Annotated in this window: 13 protein-coding genes and 1 riboswitch; of the genes, 3 read left to right on the plus strand and 10 right to left on the minus strand. The window is 68.3% G+C overall.

Going from position 1 to position 16167, the window contains the following annotated elements; translation table 11 throughout:
- Window positions 1-105: 105 nt before the first annotated feature.
- From CEK68_RS00270 to CEK68_RS00280, 3 genes are all read right to left on the minus strand, one after another.
- Window positions 106-2955, minus strand: coding sequence for a TonB-dependent receptor (locus CEK68_RS00270; RefSeq protein ID WP_017912933.1), 2850 nt, complete (start codon window positions 2953-2955; stop codon window positions 106-108).
- A 242-nt stretch (window positions 2956-3197) separates the two neighbouring features.
- Entirely contained in the window at window positions 3198-4058 is an 861-nt protein-coding gene (locus CEK68_RS00275; RefSeq protein ID WP_152238172.1) for a hypothetical protein, read from the minus strand.
- A 115-nt stretch (window positions 4059-4173) separates the two neighbouring features.
- Window positions 4174-5067 carry an Hsp33 family molecular chaperone HslO gene (locus CEK68_RS00280; RefSeq protein WP_026143742.1) on the minus strand — a complete coding sequence of 298 codons (894 nt, stop codon included), beginning with the start codon at window positions 5065-5067 and terminating at the stop codon, window positions 4174-4176.
- Window positions 5068-5148: 81 nt separating this feature from the next.
- Between CEK68_RS00280 and mtgA the strand changes: the two genes are divergently transcribed.
- The 3 genes from mtgA to CEK68_RS00295 all read left to right on the plus strand — a co-directional run bounded on the left by mtgA (window position 5149) and on the right by CEK68_RS00295 (window position 7643).
- Window positions 5149-5892, plus strand: coding sequence for a monofunctional biosynthetic peptidoglycan transglycosylase (gene mtgA / locus CEK68_RS00285; RefSeq protein ID WP_152238205.1), 744 nt, complete (start codon window positions 5149-5151; stop codon window positions 5890-5892).
- A gap of 340 nt (window positions 5893-6232) precedes the next feature.
- On the plus strand, window positions 6233-7255 hold the full coding sequence (locus tag CEK68_RS00290) for a glycosyltransferase family 2 protein (RefSeq protein WP_148827664.1): 1023 nt from the start codon (window positions 6233-6235) through the stop codon (window positions 7253-7255).
- Window positions 7215-7643, plus strand: a complete 429-nt coding sequence (locus tag CEK68_RS00295) for a CBS domain-containing protein (protein WP_152238173.1) — start codon at window positions 7215-7217, stop codon at window positions 7641-7643. The genes CEK68_RS00290 and CEK68_RS00295 overlap by 41 nt, the downstream gene beginning before the upstream one ends.
- 154 nt (window positions 7644-7797) lie before the next feature.
- Here CEK68_RS00295 and CEK68_RS00300 read toward each other — a convergent pair whose 3' ends face one another.
- The 7 genes from CEK68_RS00300 to CEK68_RS00330 form a co-directional block, all read right to left on the minus strand.
- Window positions 7798-9753: an AsmA family protein gene (locus tag CEK68_RS00300; RefSeq protein ID WP_152238174.1), complete on the minus strand. Its 1956-nt coding sequence runs from the start codon at window positions 9751-9753 to the stop codon at window positions 7798-7800.
- Window positions 9754-9805: 52 nt separating this feature from the next.
- Window positions 9806-10477: a hemolysin III family protein gene (locus CEK68_RS00305; RefSeq protein WP_017912941.1), complete on the minus strand. Its 672-nt coding sequence runs from the start codon at window positions 10475-10477 to the stop codon at window positions 9806-9808.
- 109 nt (window positions 10478-10586) lie between these two features.
- Window positions 10587-12191 (minus strand): peptide chain release factor 3, encoded by a 1605-nt coding sequence (locus tag CEK68_RS00310; protein ID WP_017910485.1) that lies wholly within the window; start codon window positions 12189-12191, stop codon window positions 10587-10589.
- A 75-nt stretch (window positions 12192-12266) separates the two neighbouring features.
- Entirely contained in the window at window positions 12267-13640 is a 1374-nt protein-coding gene (locus CEK68_RS00315) for a hypothetical protein (protein WP_152238175.1), read from the minus strand.
- On the minus strand, window positions 13637-14551 hold the full coding sequence (locus tag CEK68_RS00320) for an ABC transporter ATP-binding protein (protein WP_193314064.1): 915 nt from the start codon (window positions 14549-14551) through the stop codon (window positions 13637-13639). The genes CEK68_RS00315 and CEK68_RS00320 overlap by 4 nt, the downstream gene beginning before the upstream one ends.
- Window positions 14544-14933, minus strand: coding sequence for a GntR family transcriptional regulator (locus CEK68_RS00325; RefSeq protein ID WP_017910488.1), 390 nt, complete (start codon window positions 14931-14933; stop codon window positions 14544-14546). Before CEK68_RS00325 ends, CEK68_RS00320 begins: the two co-directional genes overlap by 8 nt.
- 67 nt (window positions 14934-15000) lie before the next feature.
- Window positions 15001-15735 carry a M23 family metallopeptidase gene (locus tag CEK68_RS00330; RefSeq protein ID WP_226977706.1) on the minus strand — a complete coding sequence of 245 codons (735 nt, stop codon included), beginning with the start codon at window positions 15733-15735 and terminating at the stop codon, window positions 15001-15003.
- Window positions 15736-15979: 244 nt separating this feature from the next.
- A riboswitch (SAM riboswitch) is annotated at window positions 15980-16098 on the plus strand.
- The last annotated feature ends 69 nt before the right edge of the window (window positions 16099-16167 follow it).

The raw sequence follows: 16167 nt of genomic DNA on the forward strand, positions 1-16167 counted from the left end.
GCCGGAGCCCCGGATCGAACTGCCGTCGCAATCGACCGGTTCCGTCGCCCAAAAAAAGATGCAGCCCATTGCGGGGCTGCATCGGGTGACGCGACGACGAGTGGATCAGAACTTCTGGTTGTACTGCATGTACAGGAAACGGCCCGGCACTTCGTACTGCGGATCGAAGCTGTTGGCGAAGGTCGTGTACGAGACCGGTGGGTTGCGGGCGAAGATGTTGTTCACGCCCAGGGTGATCTTCGCGTTCCAGGGCGCCTTCCAATAGAAGGACGCATCGTTGTACACGGTGGCGCCCAGCTTGTTGTAGGACAGGTCCGGGTTGGTGTTGAAGTTGCTGCAGAGTTGGCCGAAGCCATAGTCGTTGGTGCTGAACGGGCAGGGTTCGTCCTGCTTGGAGTAGTAGCGCATCGACCAGGTGGCGCCGACATCGCCCAACTCCCAGCGCGCCAACAGGTTGGAGCGGATGCGCCAGTTATTGTTGCGATCCGAGTACTCGCCGACCTTGTTGTTGCCGTCGTTGTTGTCCTCGTTCCGGGCGTAGTAGGTGGTATCCCAGTTGAAGGACAGCGTGCCCCACGACTGCTCGGGCAGGCGGTAGTTGACGGTCATGTCATAACCTTCCACCAGCGTTGAGCCGATGTTCAGGCCAGCGGACAGCAGTTCGTTGATGGAACCGTCGGCGTTACGCGAGAACAGCGAGCAGGCCTGAGCGACCCCATCCTTCACGCAATCGTCCAGAATGCGCTGGCCGCTGAAGCTGGTGATGGTGTTTTCCAGCTTGATCTGCCACCAGTCCAGCGACACGTCGAAGCCGCTGACGAAGCTCGGGCTCCAGACGAAGCCGAGGGTCTTGGTGGTGGAGGTTTCCGGCTTCAGGTTGACGTTGCCGCCTGTGCTGATGCGGATCTGCGCGTTGCCCTGGTCGTAGCCGCCCGCCGGTACGCCCTGCGCGGAGCAGCGCGCGCGCTGTTCGGCGGTCAGGCCCGCATAGCCGCCGCCGAAGGTGGTCGAGCAGGGGTCGGCGATCTGCTCGAAGCTGTCGGCGACGCCCTGGAACAGCTCGGACACCGACGGCGCGCGGAAGCCCTGCGCCCAGTTGCCGCGGATCAGCAGGTCGTCGATCGGCTTCCACTTGAAACCGAACTTGCTGTTGACCGTGTTGCCGAAGGTGTCGTACTTCGAATAGCGCGTTGCGACGTCGAATTCCAGCTCCTTGAACAGGGTCACGTCCTTGAGCAGCGGGATCGAGATTTCCAGGTAGGCTTCGTCCAGCGAATAGCCGCCCGAGGTCGGGGTACGCACGTTGCCGGTGGTGTTGCCCGAGGCGATCAGCGCGTCCGGCGAGTCGTAGCCGCTTTCGGCACGGTGCTCCACGCCGGCGGCGAAGGCCAGGGTGCCGCCGGGCAGGTCGGCGACTTCGCCGGTGAGGTTGGCGAAGTATTGCTTCATCTTGTACTGGTATTCGTCGTGCGCGACGAAGGTGATGTAGTTCAGCATCTCCGGGGTCAGGCCGCCGACGCCGCCCAGCAGGTTCGCCGGCACGCAGCCGTTGACGATCGCACCCGGGGTGCCGCAACGCGCGGTGCCGGTGGCGTCGATGAAGGACGGACCCACCGCGTTGCGCAGCGACAGCAGATTGAACAGGCCGGTGGTGGTGTCGTTCTGGTCGTTGCGGCCATAGCTCATGCCCGCATCCCAGGAGAAGTAGCGATCGCCCAGCTCGAAGCTGCCCTCAAGGGCGCCGACGAAGCCGAAAGTATCGACGTTCTGCTTGAAGCTGCGGCCGCCGGTTTCGGTGGCGCGACGCTGCACGCGCGAGACGGTGCGGCCGAACGGGTTGTAGATGCTATTCGGCGAGATCGCGATGGTGCGGGCCTGGACGCCGGCGCCGGGGCCTGTGCCGAGCACGATCGGCATCGAGGCGAGCAACTGCTCGGACTGGCGATTGTTGTAGGTCGCCTGTGCGGAGAAGCTGACGTTGTCGGTGATCTTGAACATCGCCTGGCCGAAGATCGACTTGCGCTCCTGCGGAGTCAGCAGGTAGTTGTCCGGGGCGAAGTTGTAGAGATCGTTGACGCCCGCGCCCCAGTTGCGCCAGTTGGCGGGTGTCGAGCCGGCGTCGTAGCCGAATTGGCCGGCGGTGCCGTTCGGACGGGTCTGGGTACCGCTGCACACGCCATTGGCGAAGGTGCCGTTGCACACCGCGAAGCGACCGTTCGGGCTGGTGGTGCTGCCGAAGGCGGTGCCGGTCTTGTAGATCGGCACGGCGGAAATCGCGCGGTCGCCGGCCATCACCGGATCTTCCTTGACGTAGCCGGCGCCGAACAGCGCGCTGAAGCGTTCGCCGGTGCTGCCGATGGTCACGTCGAAGCTCTGGCGCGCGCCATCGCCCTTGCTGAACTGGCCGTAATAGGCGTTTGCTTCGGCGCCGTCGAAATCCTTGCGCAGGATGATGTTGACCACGCCGGCGATCGCGTCGGAGCCATAGATCGCCGAGGCGCCGTCCTTCAGGACTTCCACGCGCTCGATGGCGGCGGTCGGGATGGTGTTCAGATCGGTGGCGCCGCCCAGACCGGTGCCAGCGACCCAGCGGCGGCCGTTGACTAGTACCAGGGTGCGATTGGAGCCGAGGTTGCGCAGGCTGACGCGGGTTTCGCCGTTACCACCGTTGTTATAGGTGGAGTTAAGCGTGGAGCCGTTGGCAGACAGATTCTGCAGCACGTCGCCGATCGAGGTCAGGCCCTGCGCCTGGATGTCTTCGCGCGACATGCTGAAGACCGGCTGCGACGTCTCCACGTCGGCGCGCTTGATGCGCGAGCCGGTGATTTCGATGCGGTCGAGCGTGGTGGTACCGCTGTTGGCGTCCTGTGCGAACGCGGCGCTGGCGGCACCGCCCGTACTCGCGGCAAGGGCGATCAAAACTGCGTCGCGCAGTTTGGTGGTCTTGCAGATCATTGGCTCTCTCTCCGAATGCGATATGGTTGCGAACTGGCCGACGGGGCGCCGAAATGCGGAGCCAAAACCGTAGGGTGAACCGATAGTAACTGCGTTCCCGCTGAAATTAAAGAGTCGTTAAGAGCGGGGAGTTGAAAGACGTTGGACGCCCCGTCTTGTGGTGTTTCAGAAATGAAAAAAGCCCCGTGAGGAGCTGTTGGGCAGGCGGCGTGTGTCTCGTGGTGAGACCGAGTTGGCGAGGCCTACAGATCCTGCTCGTAGCGCACGTAGGGGATGGTCCCCTCTTCGGTGCTGATGTTGTTCGGCGAGAACGGGTTCTTGCCGCTGGTGATGACGTTCTCGGCGCCCACGGTCAGCTGGCCGCTCCATGGGGTGCGCCAGGTCAGGCCCACGCCCAGGCCGGTCCACTTGCCGGGTTGGCCGGGGGCGTCGACGACACGGCCGATCACGTTGGCGCTGAACGAGCCGTAGCCGCCGCCGATGCTCAGGCTCTTGCTGTCCCAGCGGTCGAGCATGGCCGGGGTGGCGTCGGCGATCGGCACCAGGCGGGCTTTGGCGTAGGTGCCGCCGATCGAGACGAAGCCCTCGCGGCCGATGTTCTGCTGTGCGAAGACGGTCAGGTCGTTCTGCTCCATCCGCATCGACGGCGTCTTGTTGGCGCCGGCCAGCCAGGCGGGGAGGTTCTCGCGGCCGGTGCCCGCCGACAGCGACAGGCGCCCGCCGGGGCGGTTGAAGGTGGTGGTGGCGGCGACATGGTGGCCGGTGGTGCCGTCGTCGTCGCCCAGGCTGGCCAGCATGCAGTGGCTGGCCAAGCCGCTGATGCTGCCGCCGCTGGCGCTGTTGCACAGCAGGCCCAGCGAGTCGCCGGAGGACAGGCCGAACGCTGCATCCAGGGAGTTGCGGCCGAAATGCCAGCGCGCGCCGACCGCCTGTTCGCCGGTGGGCTCCAGGTACAGCAGCGCCTCGACCTTGCCGCTGCCCTTGTTCCAGACCGGCAACACGGTGCGGTCGTGACCAGTGGCGGGCTTGCTCTGCGCGTGCGCGCCCGTGCTCGCCGCAAGGGCGATCAGCAGGGCGAGCGGTAGGCGCAGGAAGGGTCGCATCAGCAATCTGAGACTTGGGGCGGGCACGAAAGTTCCCGCCGGACAGGGTGGTCGATGCTAGAGGGTTTATGTTTCTTTAACAAGTCGGACTCCCCGGTCGCGACGCGCGTTTCAGCTAGTGCAAGCGCTCCGAGGACGTCGGTTCAGCCTGCGTTACGGCAAACAATACTCCGAATTCCGTCAAGGGGAAGTCATAGTGGCGGCCGCAGAACTCGCAGCGGATCTCAACTTGGCCGGTCGCCTCGGCCGCCGCCCGCGCTTCTTCCTCGCCGAGCGAGCGCAGCATCGCCGCGACCCGCTCGCGCGAGCACGAGCAACCGAAGCGCAGCGGGCGGTCGCCGAGCAGTTCCGGGGTTTCCTCGTGGAACAGTCGGTGCAGCAGGGTTTCGGCCGGCGTGGCCAGCAGTTCGGCCTCGCCGACGGTCTCGAACAGCGCGCCGGCGCGGTTCCAGCCGTCCTCGTCGCCGGCGTCGCCCGGCAGCTTCTGCAACAGCAGGCCGGCGGCGTGCGTACCGTCGGCGGCCAGGATCAGCCGCGTCGGCAACTGCTCGGACTGGCGGAAGTAGTCCTCGAAGGCTTCGTCCAGCTCGGCCGAGGACATTGCCACCAGACTCTGGTAACGCTGCGGTTCGCGCGGGTCCAGGCCGGGGTTCTCGATGGTGATCGCCAGCAGGGCATCGTCGCCGAGCACCCGCAGGTCGCGCGGCGCGTCCTGGCCCTCGCCCAACTGGACGATGCCGCGCAGCGTGCCGGCGGCGGTGCACTCGGCGAACAGGGTGCGCAGCGCGCCCTGGCTGCGCAACTGCACCGACAGGCGCCCGTCGACCTTGGTATGCCCGGTGAACAGGGCCGCGGCGACGCAGGCCTCGCCCAGCAGTTCGGTGGCCGCGGCGGGATAGCTGGCCGGCGCCAGGATCTCGCGCCAGGTGTCGTGCAGGCGCACGTGTACGCCGCGCACGCCGGCGCCGGGGAGCAGGAAGCGGGTCAGACGATCGTCGGAAGAATGCATTGCGGCCTCGCTGCGCATGGGAAGATGGCGACCGCACGAGAGTGGATCGTCACGGTGGACCAGATCGAAGAAAGCATAGGAATGGGGGCGGGGCGCCGCGATGCAAGTGGCGCCCTTCCGGCGCGTCCGCGGGTCAGGCGCTGGCGGCGCTGGCTGCTGCTGGCGCCGTTGCTGTTCGTGCTGGCGAGCGTGTCGCAGGTGTTGCTGCTGCGCTTCGTCGACCCGCCGTTCTCGGCGATGATGCTGGAGCGCCAGCTTGGTGCCTGGGCCAGTGGCGACTGGTCGTACCGCATCGCGTACGACTGGCGCGACACCGCGCAGATCGCGCCGAGCCTGCCGATCTCCCTGGTCGCCGCGGAAGACCAGCGCTTCCCAAGCCATCACGGCTTCGACCTGGATGCGATCGAGAAGGCGCGCGACCACAACGCGCGCGGCGGCCGTCTGCGCGGCGCCAGCACCATCAGCCAGCAGGTCGCCAAGAACCTGTTCCTGTGGCAAGGCCGCAGTTGGCTGCGCAAGGGCCTGGAGGCCTGGTACACGGTGCTGATCGAGGCGCTGTGGTCGAAGCAGCGCATTCTGGAGGTGTACGCCAACGTTGCCGAGTTCGGTGACGGCGTGTATGGCGCACAGGCGGCGGCGCGCAGCTTCTGGAACAAGGACGCGGCGCAGCTGACGCCGGCGCAGAGCGCGCTGCTGGCGGCGGTGCTGCCGGCGCCGCAGCGCTACAACGCCGCGCGTCCAGGCCCGTACGTGCAGGGCCGCGCCAACTGGATCCAGCGCCAGACCCGGCAACTGGGCGGCCCGGCTTATCTGCAGGCGCCGTAGCTTGAGCCCCTCTCCCCCCGGGAGAGGGGTTGGGGTGAGGGTACGGCGGCAGGTGAGCGTGGTGGGGTTCGGCGGCAGGCGCACCCTCATCCGCCCCTTCGGGGCACCTTCCCCCAAGAAGGGGGCCATGGTCCCGATGGGAGAAGGGATTCAAAGCCCCTCTCCCTTCGGGAGAGGGGTTGGGGTGAGGGTGCGGCGGCAGGTGAGCGTGGTGGGGTTCGGCGGCAGGCGCACCCTCATCCCCCCCTTCGGGGCACCTTCTCCCGATGGGAGAAGGCAACAGTTCGTCAGGCGCCGCGCGCCGCTGGTTAACGTGCAGGCGGCTCCGTACCATCCGCCGATGGAATCCGAACGTCTTACCGTCGTCGTCACTGCGTTCAACGAGGCGCAGACCCTGCCGCTGTTGCACCCGCGCATCGTCGCTGCGCTCGACGCCGTGCCGGGATTGGAGGGGCGGGTGCTGTACGTGGACGACGGCAGCCGCGATGCCACCTGGGAGACGATCCAGACGCTGGCCGCGTCCGATCCGCGGGTCGGCGCGCTGCGCCTGTCACGCAATTTCGGCAAGGAACTGGCGCTGACCGCCGGTCTGGACTGCGTCGATCGCGGCGCGGCGATGCTGCTGGACGCCGATGGGCAGGATCCGCCGGAACTGATCGGACAGTTCGTCGCGCATTGGCGCGCCGGCTATGACGATATCTACGGGACGCGCCTGGTGCGCGAAGGCGAGGGCTGGCTCAAGCGCGGCACCGCGGCGCTGTTCTACCGGGTGATCGGGCGCCTGTCGAAGACGCCGATCCCGGCCGACACCGGCGATTTCCGCCTGCTGTCGCCGCGCGCGCTGGCCGCGCTGCGGCAGTTGCGCGAGCGCCACCGCTTCATGAAGGGATTGTTCGGCTGGATCGGTTTCCGCCGCCTGGCGGTGCCGTACCGGCGTGCGCCGCGGCTGGCCGGGCGCAGCAAGTTCAGCCTGTGGCGGTTGTGGAACTTCGCCCTGGACGGCATCACCGGCTTCTCCACCGCGCCGTTGCGGGTGGCCACCTACCTGGGCCTGGCGACAGCGGTGGGCGCCTTCCTGTTCGCGATCTGGGTGGTAGTCAAAGCGGCGCTGTGGGGCGACCCGGTGGCCGGCTGGCCGACGATGATGGCGGTCATCCTGTTCCTGGGCGGCGTGCAACTGATCGCGCTGGGCCTGATCGGCGAATACCTGGGCCGGCTGTACGAGGAATCCAAGCAACGTCCGCTGTACCTGGTGGAGACCTGGCGTGCACCGGGCGAAGGAGTATGCTCGGCCGTGCGATCCAGCGAACCGGGAGGCAGCGATGCGGACGGTACGGCAGGTCTTGAGCGAAAAGGGCAATGAGATCCACGCGGTCGCGCCGGACACGGCGGTGATCGAGGCGCTGCGGCTGATGGCCGCCAAGGGCATCGGCGCGGTGCTGGTGCTGCAGGACGGACAGCTGTCCGGGATCCTGTCCGAGCGCGATTACGCACGCAAGGTGGTCCTGCAGGACCGCTCCTCGGCGACCACGCCGGTGCGCGACATCATGAGCAGCAGGGTGCACACCGTGGACCCGTCGCAGAGCGTGCAGCAGTGCATGGAACTGATTACCGGGCAGCGCATCCGCCACCTGCCGGTAGTGGACGCCGGCCGCGTGATCGGCGTGATCTCGATCGGCGACCTGGTCAAGGCGGTGATCGAAGAGCAGCGCGAGGAGCTGAATCAGTTGCAGGAGTACATCAGGAGCTGAGGGGCTGGGAGTCGGGAAAAGAGAATGGGGAATGGGAAAGGCAGGAGCGCGGATCCCGCGTTATGCGTTTGGGCGTGATTCGCCTGGCGATGTCAGACCACGCAATGCGCTCTTGATCTGACGATTCCCCATTCCCGATTCCCCACTCCCGGCTTCAACGGCCGCACTGAATATCCTTGCCCGGCCCGGTCTCGATGGTCGCCAGCAGGGCGGCCGGTGGGGCGATGCTGCCCAGGGCGACAGCGATCGCGCCGCGCAGGCCCAGGGCCTTGAAGTCGGGGCGGAAGCTCGGGTCCTTGAAGGTGCCGCCGACGCGCAGCGGCGAGCGCAGGGCGAGGATGCTGTGGTCCTTGGGTTGCGCCTTCAGCAGCAGGTCCAGGCGTTCCTGGCCCAGGTCGATGGTGCCGCTGCCGACCAGCAGGGTGTCGGTGCTGTCGAAGGCCAGGCCGCGCGAGGTCATCACTCCGTGCTGCACGCCGAAGTCGCCGAACGCACAGCGTACCGGGATCTCTCGGTCCTTGGTCACCAGATACTTCAGCGATTCGGCGATATCCAGGCCGGCCAGCTCCATCACCAGATTGCTGATGCGGCCCTTGCCCATGCCGACGGCGACGCTGCCGTCGGCGCTGCCGAGCATCTGCGCGATCGAGTTGCCGCTGCCGGCCAACGCAATCTCGCCGCCGATCGCGCCCGCCGCTTCCTTGGCCAGTTTGCCGTCGGGGAACAGCTTGCCCAGCTGCACGCCGCGGATCGACACCTGCGCGCGGGTGAACAGCGTGGGCTTGCGTGCATCCATGCGGATATCCGAGCGCAGATCGCCGCCGGCCACGCCGAAGTTCAGCGGTTGCAGCAGCAGGACGCCGTCATCGAGCTTCAGATGCGCGTCCATGTCGTCCAGCGGCAGCGACGGCGCATTGATGCGCTGCGCCTTCCAGCGCACGTCGGCATCCATCGCGCGCAGCTTGCCGAGGTCGTATGGGGTGGACGGCAGCACCTTGTCGGTGGCGGCGAGCTTGGCTGCCTGCGCCTTCTGCTCGGCATTGGCGGTCTCGCCGGCGCCGGTGCGCGGCGGTGCGCCGACGAAGCCGGCCAGATCGTCGAAATCCAGCCGCTGCGAACGCAGGTCGGCGCGCAGGAACGGGCGCTGGCCCGCAGTGTCGATCTGCACCGTGCCGGCCAGGTCGCTGTCGCCGGCGCGGCCGCGGAAGTCCTGGTAGCGCCAGCGATCGCCGTCGCGCTGCAGGCGTCCGTCCAACTGATAGGGCGGGGTGGAGGGGATGGCGATGCCCAGCAGCGGATACAGGTGGGCCATGTCCGTGCCGGCCAGTTGCAGTTGCAGGTCGAACACGCGCAACTGGAACGGATTGGTGAGGGTGCCGCGCATGTGCGCGCGGGTGCTGCCGGCGCTGCCGCGCAGGTCGACGCGGAACGGATGGTCGCTCTCGCTCAGCTCCAGCGGCGAGGCGGTACTGCCTTTCAGGGTGAAGGGATTGCCGCGCCAGCGGCCGTCGCCGCTGACCGCGATCGGCGGGGCGGCATCGTCACGGCGGCGCTGCCCGACCTGGCTGTCGACGGCGATGTCGATCTCGGTGCGCCCGGCCGGGTCCTGGAAGCGCAGGTGTCCCTGCTGTACCAGCAGGGCGCCGAGCACGACCGGACGGCCGCCGTCGGACTGGCCGAACACCCAGTTGCCGGGCTGTCCGTTCGGTCCGGTTTCCAGCAGCAGATCGGGCTTGGTCAGGCGGATCTCGGGGATGCGCACGCGTCCGCGCAGCAGCGGCCACAGCGCGATGTCCAGTTCGGCGCGGTCGGCGCTGGCCATCTGCGCCTGCTTCGACCAGTCGGCGTTGGCGAAGCGCAGGCGATCGCCACGCACGGTGACGATGCGGCCCAGGTCCACGTCCAGGTTGCCGTCGATATGGAAGGCGCGGCCGGTGCGCGCCTGCACCGCGCGTTCCACTGGCGCCTTGAACCAGTTCCAGTCGAAGATCAGGATGATGACGAGCAGGAGCAGCACCAGCGCGCCGAGCACGAACGGCCAGCGCCGCAGGCGGCCGTCGTTGCGCCGCCAAGGCCAGGAGCGGGATGCGGAAGCGGGGTCGCGAGCCATGCGGCCATCCTAGGCAGCCGCCGTGCACGGGGTGCGAAAGCGATCGGCCGTCTCAGAGCACCTGGCCGGTCACCGCCACGAAGTGGCAGACGCTGCCGGCGAGGACGAACAGATGCCAGATGGCGTGGAAGTAGCGCACGGTGTCGCGCTGGTAGAAATACGTGCCGAGGGTGTAGAACAGGCCGCCGGCCAGCAGCCAGCCCAGGGTCCAGGCGTCGACGGAGCGCAGCAGCGGTTCGATCGCCACCACGATCAGCCAGCCCATCGCGATGTACAGGATGGTCGACAGCAGGCGGAAGCGACCAGTGAAGAACAGCTTGAAGATCACCCCGGCCACGGCGATGGTCCAGATCGCTGCGAACAGGCCCCAGCCCCACGGGCCGCGCAGGCCGATCAGGGTGAACGGGGTGTAGGTGCCGGCGATCAATAGATAGATCGCGCAGTGGTCGAAGATCTGCAGGCGCGCCTTGGCGCCGGGATGCGGGATGGCGTGGTACAGCGTCGAGGCCACGTACAGCAGCAGCAAGGTGACGCTGAACACGATGGCGGTGGCGAGCTGCCAGCCGTCGCCGTAGATGGCGGCCAGGGTGATCAGCACCGAGCCGCCGGCCAGCGCGGCGATGGCGCCGAGGCCGTGGGTCAGGGCGCTGGCCAGTTCGTCGCGCCAGTCCGTGGAAGGCTGCGCGTCGGCGTTCGAGTAGGCGGGCGACCGGTCTGCATCCATGGGCCCGCACGGTAGCGCAATTGCGAGCGGTTCGCATCCGCTGCGGCGCAACACGGCGCCGCCGGTTGGGCGTGCGCTCAGCCGGCGCACGCCCGCGGTCACATGGCGGTCATTCCACCGCCACGCTGTGCGCGTGTTCGCGCGTGGCGGCGAAGCGCACGTCCGGCGCGCGTTCCTGCGCCAGTTGCAGGTTGACCCGGGTCGGCGCCAGGTAGACCAGTTCGCCGGCGGCGTCGATGCCGAGGTTCATCGCGTTCTTCTCGCGGAACTCTTCCAGCTTCTTGGGGTTGTCGCAGTGCACCCAGCGCGCGGTGACCACGCCCACCGGTTCGAAGCTGGCGTCCACGCCGTACTCGTCTTTGAGCCGGTAGGCGACCACGTCGAACTGCAGCGTGCCGACCGCACCGAGGATCAGGTCGTTGCTCATCAGCGGGCGGAAGAACTGGGTGGCGCCTTCCTCGGACAGCTGCGCCAGGCCCTTCTGCAATTGCTTGAGCTTGAGCGGGTCGCGCAGGCGCGCGCGGCGGAACAGTTCCGGGGCGAAATTGGGAATGCCGGTGAACGACAGCGACTCGCCTTCGGTGAAGGTGTCGCCGATGGAGATGGTGCCGTGGTTGTGGATGCCGATGACGTCGCCGGGATAGGCCTCGGCGGCGATCTCGCGGTCGCTGGCCATGAAGGTCAGCGCGTTGGCCAGCTTGACCTCCTTGCCGGTGCGCACGTGCAGGGTCTTCATGCCGGCAGCGAAGCGGCCCGAACAGATGCGCATGAACGCGACGCGGTCGCGATGCTGCGGATCCATGTTGGCCTGGATCTTGAACACGAAGCCGGTCAGCTTGTCCTCGCCTGCCTGCACCTGGCGGCCGGTGGTGGCGCGCGGCTGCGGCGGCGGCGCGTGCTCGGCGAAGAAGTCCAGCAGCGGCTGCACGCCGAAGTTGTTGACGCCCGAACCGAAGAACACCGGGGTCTGCTTGCCGGCGCGGTAGGCGTCCAGGTCGAAGGCGTGGCTGGCGCCCTGCACCAGTTCCAGTTCCTCGCGTAGTTCGGCCAGCATCTGTTCGCCGATCTTCTCGGCCAGGCCGGGCGCGTCCAGCGACGGGAAGATGGTCGAATCCTGGCGGGTGAAGTTGCGGCCGGGTTCGTACAGGTGCACTTCGCCGGTCACCAGGTGCACCACGCCCTTCAGGCGCTGGCCCATGCCGATCGGCCAGGTCACCGGCGCGCATTCGATGCCGAGCACGGTCTCGACCTCGTCGAGCAGGTCGATCGGATCCTTGCCCTCGCGGTCGAGCTTGTTGATGAAGGTCATGATCGGCGTGTCGCGCAGCCGGCACACCTCCATCAGCTTGATGGTGCGCTCTTCCACGCCCTTGGCCACGTCGATCACCATCAGCGCCGAGTCCACCGCGGTGAGCACGCGGTAGGTGTCCTCGCCGAAGTCGGCGTGGCCGGGGGTGTCGAGCAGGTTGATGATCTTGCCTTCGTACGGGAACTGCATCACCGACGAGGTCACCGAGATGCCGCGCTCCTTTTCCAGCGCCATCCAGTCCGAGGTGGCGTGGCGCGCGGCCTTGCGGCCCTTCACCGAGCCGGCCATCTGGATCGCCCCGCCGAACAGCAGCAGCTTTTCGGTCAGCGTGGTCTTGCCGGCGTCGGGGTGGGAAATGATGGCGAAGGTGCGGCGGCGCGCAGCTTCGGTGGCGACTTCGGACATGGGCGGCACGCCCGGAAGGGCGTCATCGGCAACGGAGGAAGCCCGCGATTATAGCGGGCTTCCCGCTACGGCCGTTCAGTTGAGCAGCCAGGGGTGCGGGCGCTTGCTGGATTGGCGTGCCACCAGGTTGTAGACGATGACCATGCCGAGCAGCAGCAGGCTCCAGGCTGGTGCCAGCCAGTGCGGTGCCACCGCGCCGGGCAGGCCGACCTGGCCGATGCTGATGGCGCCCAGCAGCGTCAGTGCGCAGTGCGCCACGACCAGCGCCGACACGCTGCGCGGCCAGCGCAGGCAGGCCAGCAGGACGGTGCTGGCAAGCAGGGTCCCGGTCAGGGTGATCGACACCGTCAGTGGGTAGTAGGCGGTCGGGGCGTGTCTGAGCAGCCCGAGCAGCCAGGACAGGCCCAGCCACGGAAGCATCGCCGCGATCGCGCATTTCAGCACCACTTGGTTGAACAGCGTGCCGATCTGCCCGGGTGCGCCCAGGCCGGGCAGCAGGGCGCTTTCCATCAGGCCGAGGTTGCCGTGCTTGCGCCACAGCCACAGTCGTTGCAGGAACTTCGCGCTGGACAGGTTGGCCATGACGTTGGCCAGGATCAGTGGCAGCGTCGGCGATTGCGTGCCCACCAGCAGCAGCGTCCACAGCAACACCAGCGACGGCATGACGAGGACGGCCAGCGCGGTGCCGGCCGCGCTGCCGGGAGCGAAACCTGGACCGAGTGCGAAGCGCATGGCGCGTTCCGGTGCGCCGTGCAGGCCCGAGGGAACGCTGGGGCGCGCGATGCCCTGCATCCACCCACGGCGCCCGGTTTGCGATGCGACCACCTGCCTGATCGCGCCATCGCTGGGCAGGCGCGGCTGCAGGTTCATCCACAGCGGACGCAGCCAGGGCGCGAGCGCGACGGGCCGAGGCGTGCTGGCGCGGCGGTACGCCCACGTCGCGCCCGCGACGCACGCCGCAGCGATGACCAGCATGGTGCTGCGCGGGTACGCGTCCAATGGCACGCCGACCCAGTAGTGCAGCATGAAGCCGAGGGGCGGCAGACACAGCAGTGCGGTACTGGACCACGCCGGCGCTGTCGCCAGCAGCAGCCCGCCGGACGCGCACAGCAGCAGTGTCGGTGCCGTCAGGCTGGGATCGCTGCCGCGCGGCGTGTAAAGCAGGACCGGCAACAGCACTGTGCCGGTCACCGCCAATGCGAACAGGCGCGCGAAGCGACTGCGTAGCCCCGGAAGGCGCAGGCGATGCGCCTGCTCGAGCAGGCTCAGCAAGCGTGCGCCGAGTCGTGCCCAGAGCAGCAGAACGATGGGGCAGGTCAGCACCAGCGGCGATGGTGGATTGTCGACCCACGTCAGGGCCAATGCCGCGGCGATCACCCAGGGGTAGACCCATCGGGTCCTGCCCGATGCCGCGTACAGCAGGCGCAGATCGGCGAGCAGGCGCTTCATCCCGCCACCTCGATGAACAGGTCCTCCAGGCCGAGCCGGTCGATGCGCAGACCGGGCACGCCGAGCAGGGCGGAAGGCGGTTCGCTGGCGTGCAGCAGTACGGCGGTGCCGCCGTCGGCGCTGCGGCGCCGTGCGAGTTCGCCGCGCAGCACGGCGTCGCCGAGCAGCGCGGCGGCGGCCGACGGCAGCGTGAGTCGCAACACGCTGTCCTTGAGTTCGTCCAGCGGCTGGTCGAGCAGCAGCCGGCCCTGGTGCAGGAAAGCCACGCGCGAGGCCACCCGTTCCAGGTCGCTGACGATGTGGCTGGAGAACAGCACGGTGGTGCCGGCATCGCAGGTTTCGGTGACGATCTCGCGCATCAGGTCGCGGCGCGCCACCGGATCCAGCGCCGAGGCCGGTTCGTCCAGCACCAGTAGCGCCGGCCGCGCCGCCAGCGCCCGCACCAGGGCCAGACGCTGGGCCTGGCCGGGCGAAAGCGTGTCGATGCGCTGGCGGCGGTCCAGTTCCCAGCGCTGCAGCAGCGTGTCGGCGCGCTGCGCGTCCCAGTGCGGATAGAGCTGCGCGGCGAAGGCGAGCAGTTCCGTCACGCGCATCCAGCCGAAGGCCTGGGGCTGCTGGGGCACGAAGCCGATGCGCGCCTTGCGCGCGTCGTCCAGGCGCAGCGCCGGACCGCCGAATACCTGCGCCTGGCCGCGCTGCGGCTGCAGCAGGCCGAGCAGGCAGGCCAACAGGGTGCTCTTGCCGGCGCCGTTGCGGCCGATCAGTCCGACGACCTCGCCGCGCCCGATCTGCAGGCCCACGCCTCGCAGCACGTCGCTGGCACCGAACGCCAGGTGCAGGTCGTGCGCCGCCAGCGGCAGGTCCATGTCCAGATCGGTCTGGATTGCGCTCTGCATCGCCACGCTACTCATCGCCAGGTTCTCCAAACAACTGTTCAAGACGTTCGATCACGGGAGGCGCCGGCAGGCCCAGTTCGCGGCAATGCCGGACCAGTTCCTGCAGCCGGGGTTCGATCAACTCCAGGCGCTGCCGTTGCGGTGCGGCGGCGGTCGCGGCCACCGCCATGCCGCGGCCGCGCAGGCGTTCCAGCACGCCCTCGGCTTCGAGCTGGCTGTAGGCGCGCGAGACCGTCATCGGGTTCACCGCGTGGACCGCGGCGACCTCGCGTACCGAAGGCAGACCGTCGCCTGGGCGCAATTGCCCGGCGGCGACCAGGCGGCGGATCTGTTCGGCGATCTGCCGGTAGATCGGCTCGGGGGCGCTGGGTTGGACGTGGAGATGGGTTGCATCCATGTGTATTAATACATCAATACACTTGGCGAATGTCAATGCGTTCGCCGACGAACGGTAGGCGGCGCGCTCAGGGTGGAGTGGGATGGGCGAAGCGCAATTCGCCCAGCGGGCCGGCCATCCGGAACGGCACCGATTCCAGGCGCAGGCCGCGGTTGAGCTGGACAGCGAAATGCAGGTGCGGGCCGCTGCTCAGGCCGGTGTTGCCGGACAGGCCGAGGCGGTCGCCACGCTGCACCGCCTGGCCCGCCCGCACCTGCACGCCGCCGGGGGCCAGGTGTGCGTAGATCGCCATGCTGCCGTCGGCGTGCACTACCCGCACCAGGTTGGCGGCCTGGCCCAGGCGCGGGTCGGTGCCGGATTCGCGGAAGTCGTCGCGCACCTCCATCACCACGCCCGCGCGCGCGGCCAGCACCGGCGTGCCTTCGGGCAGGGCGAAATCCAGGGCATAGGCATTGGCGGGATCGCGATGGCTGAAGGCGCCGCCGAAGCCCTGGTCGATGCGCACCGGGCGATCGGCGAAGGGCAGGGCATACAGCACCGCGTCGGCATGGGCGCGCGGCGAACCGGGGACGGCCTCGATGCGCAGTCGGGCGCCGTCGCCGCCGGCCTCGGCGAGGTCGCCGGGGGGATACAGGCGCGCGACCACGCGGCGCTCGCCGGCGGCCAGCTCTACCGTCAGCGGCAGCGCGGGGACGGCGGTGAAGCCGGCGCTGTCGCCGAGCAGGCGGATCTGCACCGGGCCGCCGAGCGGATTGCCCAGTGCAACCTCGCGCAGGCCGCTGTCGCGGGCGCTCACCTGCAGCCACGCTGGCGGTGGTTGTGGTTCGGGTCGCGGGGCATTCCATCGCAGGAGCGGCTGCGCGGGTGCGCCGGTCACTGCCGCCAGCGACAGGACCACGGCAAGCCAGCGGCGGGGGCGGCGTCGGCGCACGGGCAGGGGCGGCGATGGGGAAAGCGGAGTATGGACGAGGCCAGGGATCGAAAAATCATATCGCTTCATCCGAATAAAGAGATTGACATGGCCGAGAATCGCTGGCATCTTGGCTCCACCATCGAGACCGGCGGAGGGACAGGCCCTTTGATGCCGGGGCAGCCAGCGGACGCGCAAGCGGCCGTGTAGGTGCCAAATCCTGCGGGGACCCACGCGTCCGCCGAAAGATGGTTCGATCCATGCCCTCTGCATGGCGAACGCGAGCTCCGCGAAGCTCGATGGCCGTTCCTCTCCGGATACCGC

The sequence above is a fragment of the Xanthomonas sp. LMG 12461 genome, from assembly GCF_009192935.1.
Lineage (GTDB): Bacteria > Pseudomonadota > Gammaproteobacteria > Xanthomonadales > Xanthomonadaceae > Xanthomonas_A > Xanthomonas_A sontii.

Coding starts and splice junctions, on each gene's coding strand:
- CEK68_RS00270 (WP_017912933.1), bottom strand. CDS start 2,955: ATGATCTGCAAGACCACCAAACTGCGCGACGCAGTTTTGATCGCCCTT.
- CEK68_RS00275 (WP_152238172.1), bottom strand. CDS start 4,058: ATGCGACCCTTCCTGCGCCTACCGCTCGCCCTGCTGATCGCCCTTGCG.
- CEK68_RS00280 (WP_026143742.1), bottom strand. CDS start 5,067: ATGCATTCTTCCGACGATCGTCTGACCCGCTTCCTGCTCCCCGGCGCC.
- mtgA (WP_152238205.1), top strand. CDS start 5,149: ATGGGGGCGGGGCGCCGCGATGCAAGTGGCGCCCTTCCGGCGCGTCCG.
- CEK68_RS00290 (WP_148827664.1), top strand. CDS start 6,233: ATGGAATCCGAACGTCTTACCGTCGTCGTCACTGCGTTCAACGAGGCG.
- CEK68_RS00295 (WP_152238173.1), top strand. CDS start 7,215: ATGCGGACGGTACGGCAGGTCTTGAGCGAAAAGGGCAATGAGATCCAC.
- CEK68_RS00300 (WP_152238174.1), bottom strand. CDS start 9,753: ATGGCTCGCGACCCCGCTTCCGCATCCCGCTCCTGGCCTTGGCGGCGC.
- CEK68_RS00305 (WP_017912941.1), bottom strand. CDS start 10,477: ATGGATGCAGACCGGTCGCCCGCCTACTCGAACGCCGACGCGCAGCCT.
- CEK68_RS00310 (WP_017910485.1), bottom strand. CDS start 12,191: ATGTCCGAAGTCGCCACCGAAGCTGCGCGCCGCCGCACCTTCGCCATC.
- CEK68_RS00315 (WP_152238175.1), bottom strand. CDS start 13,640: ATGAAGCGCCTGCTCGCCGATCTGCGCCTGCTGTACGCGGCATCGGGC.
- CEK68_RS00320 (WP_193314064.1), bottom strand. CDS start 14,551: ATGAGTAGCGTGGCGATGCAGAGCGCAATCCAGACCGATCTGGACATG.
- CEK68_RS00325 (WP_017910488.1), bottom strand. CDS start 14,933: ATGGATGCAACCCATCTCCACGTCCAACCCAGCGCCCCCGAGCCGATC.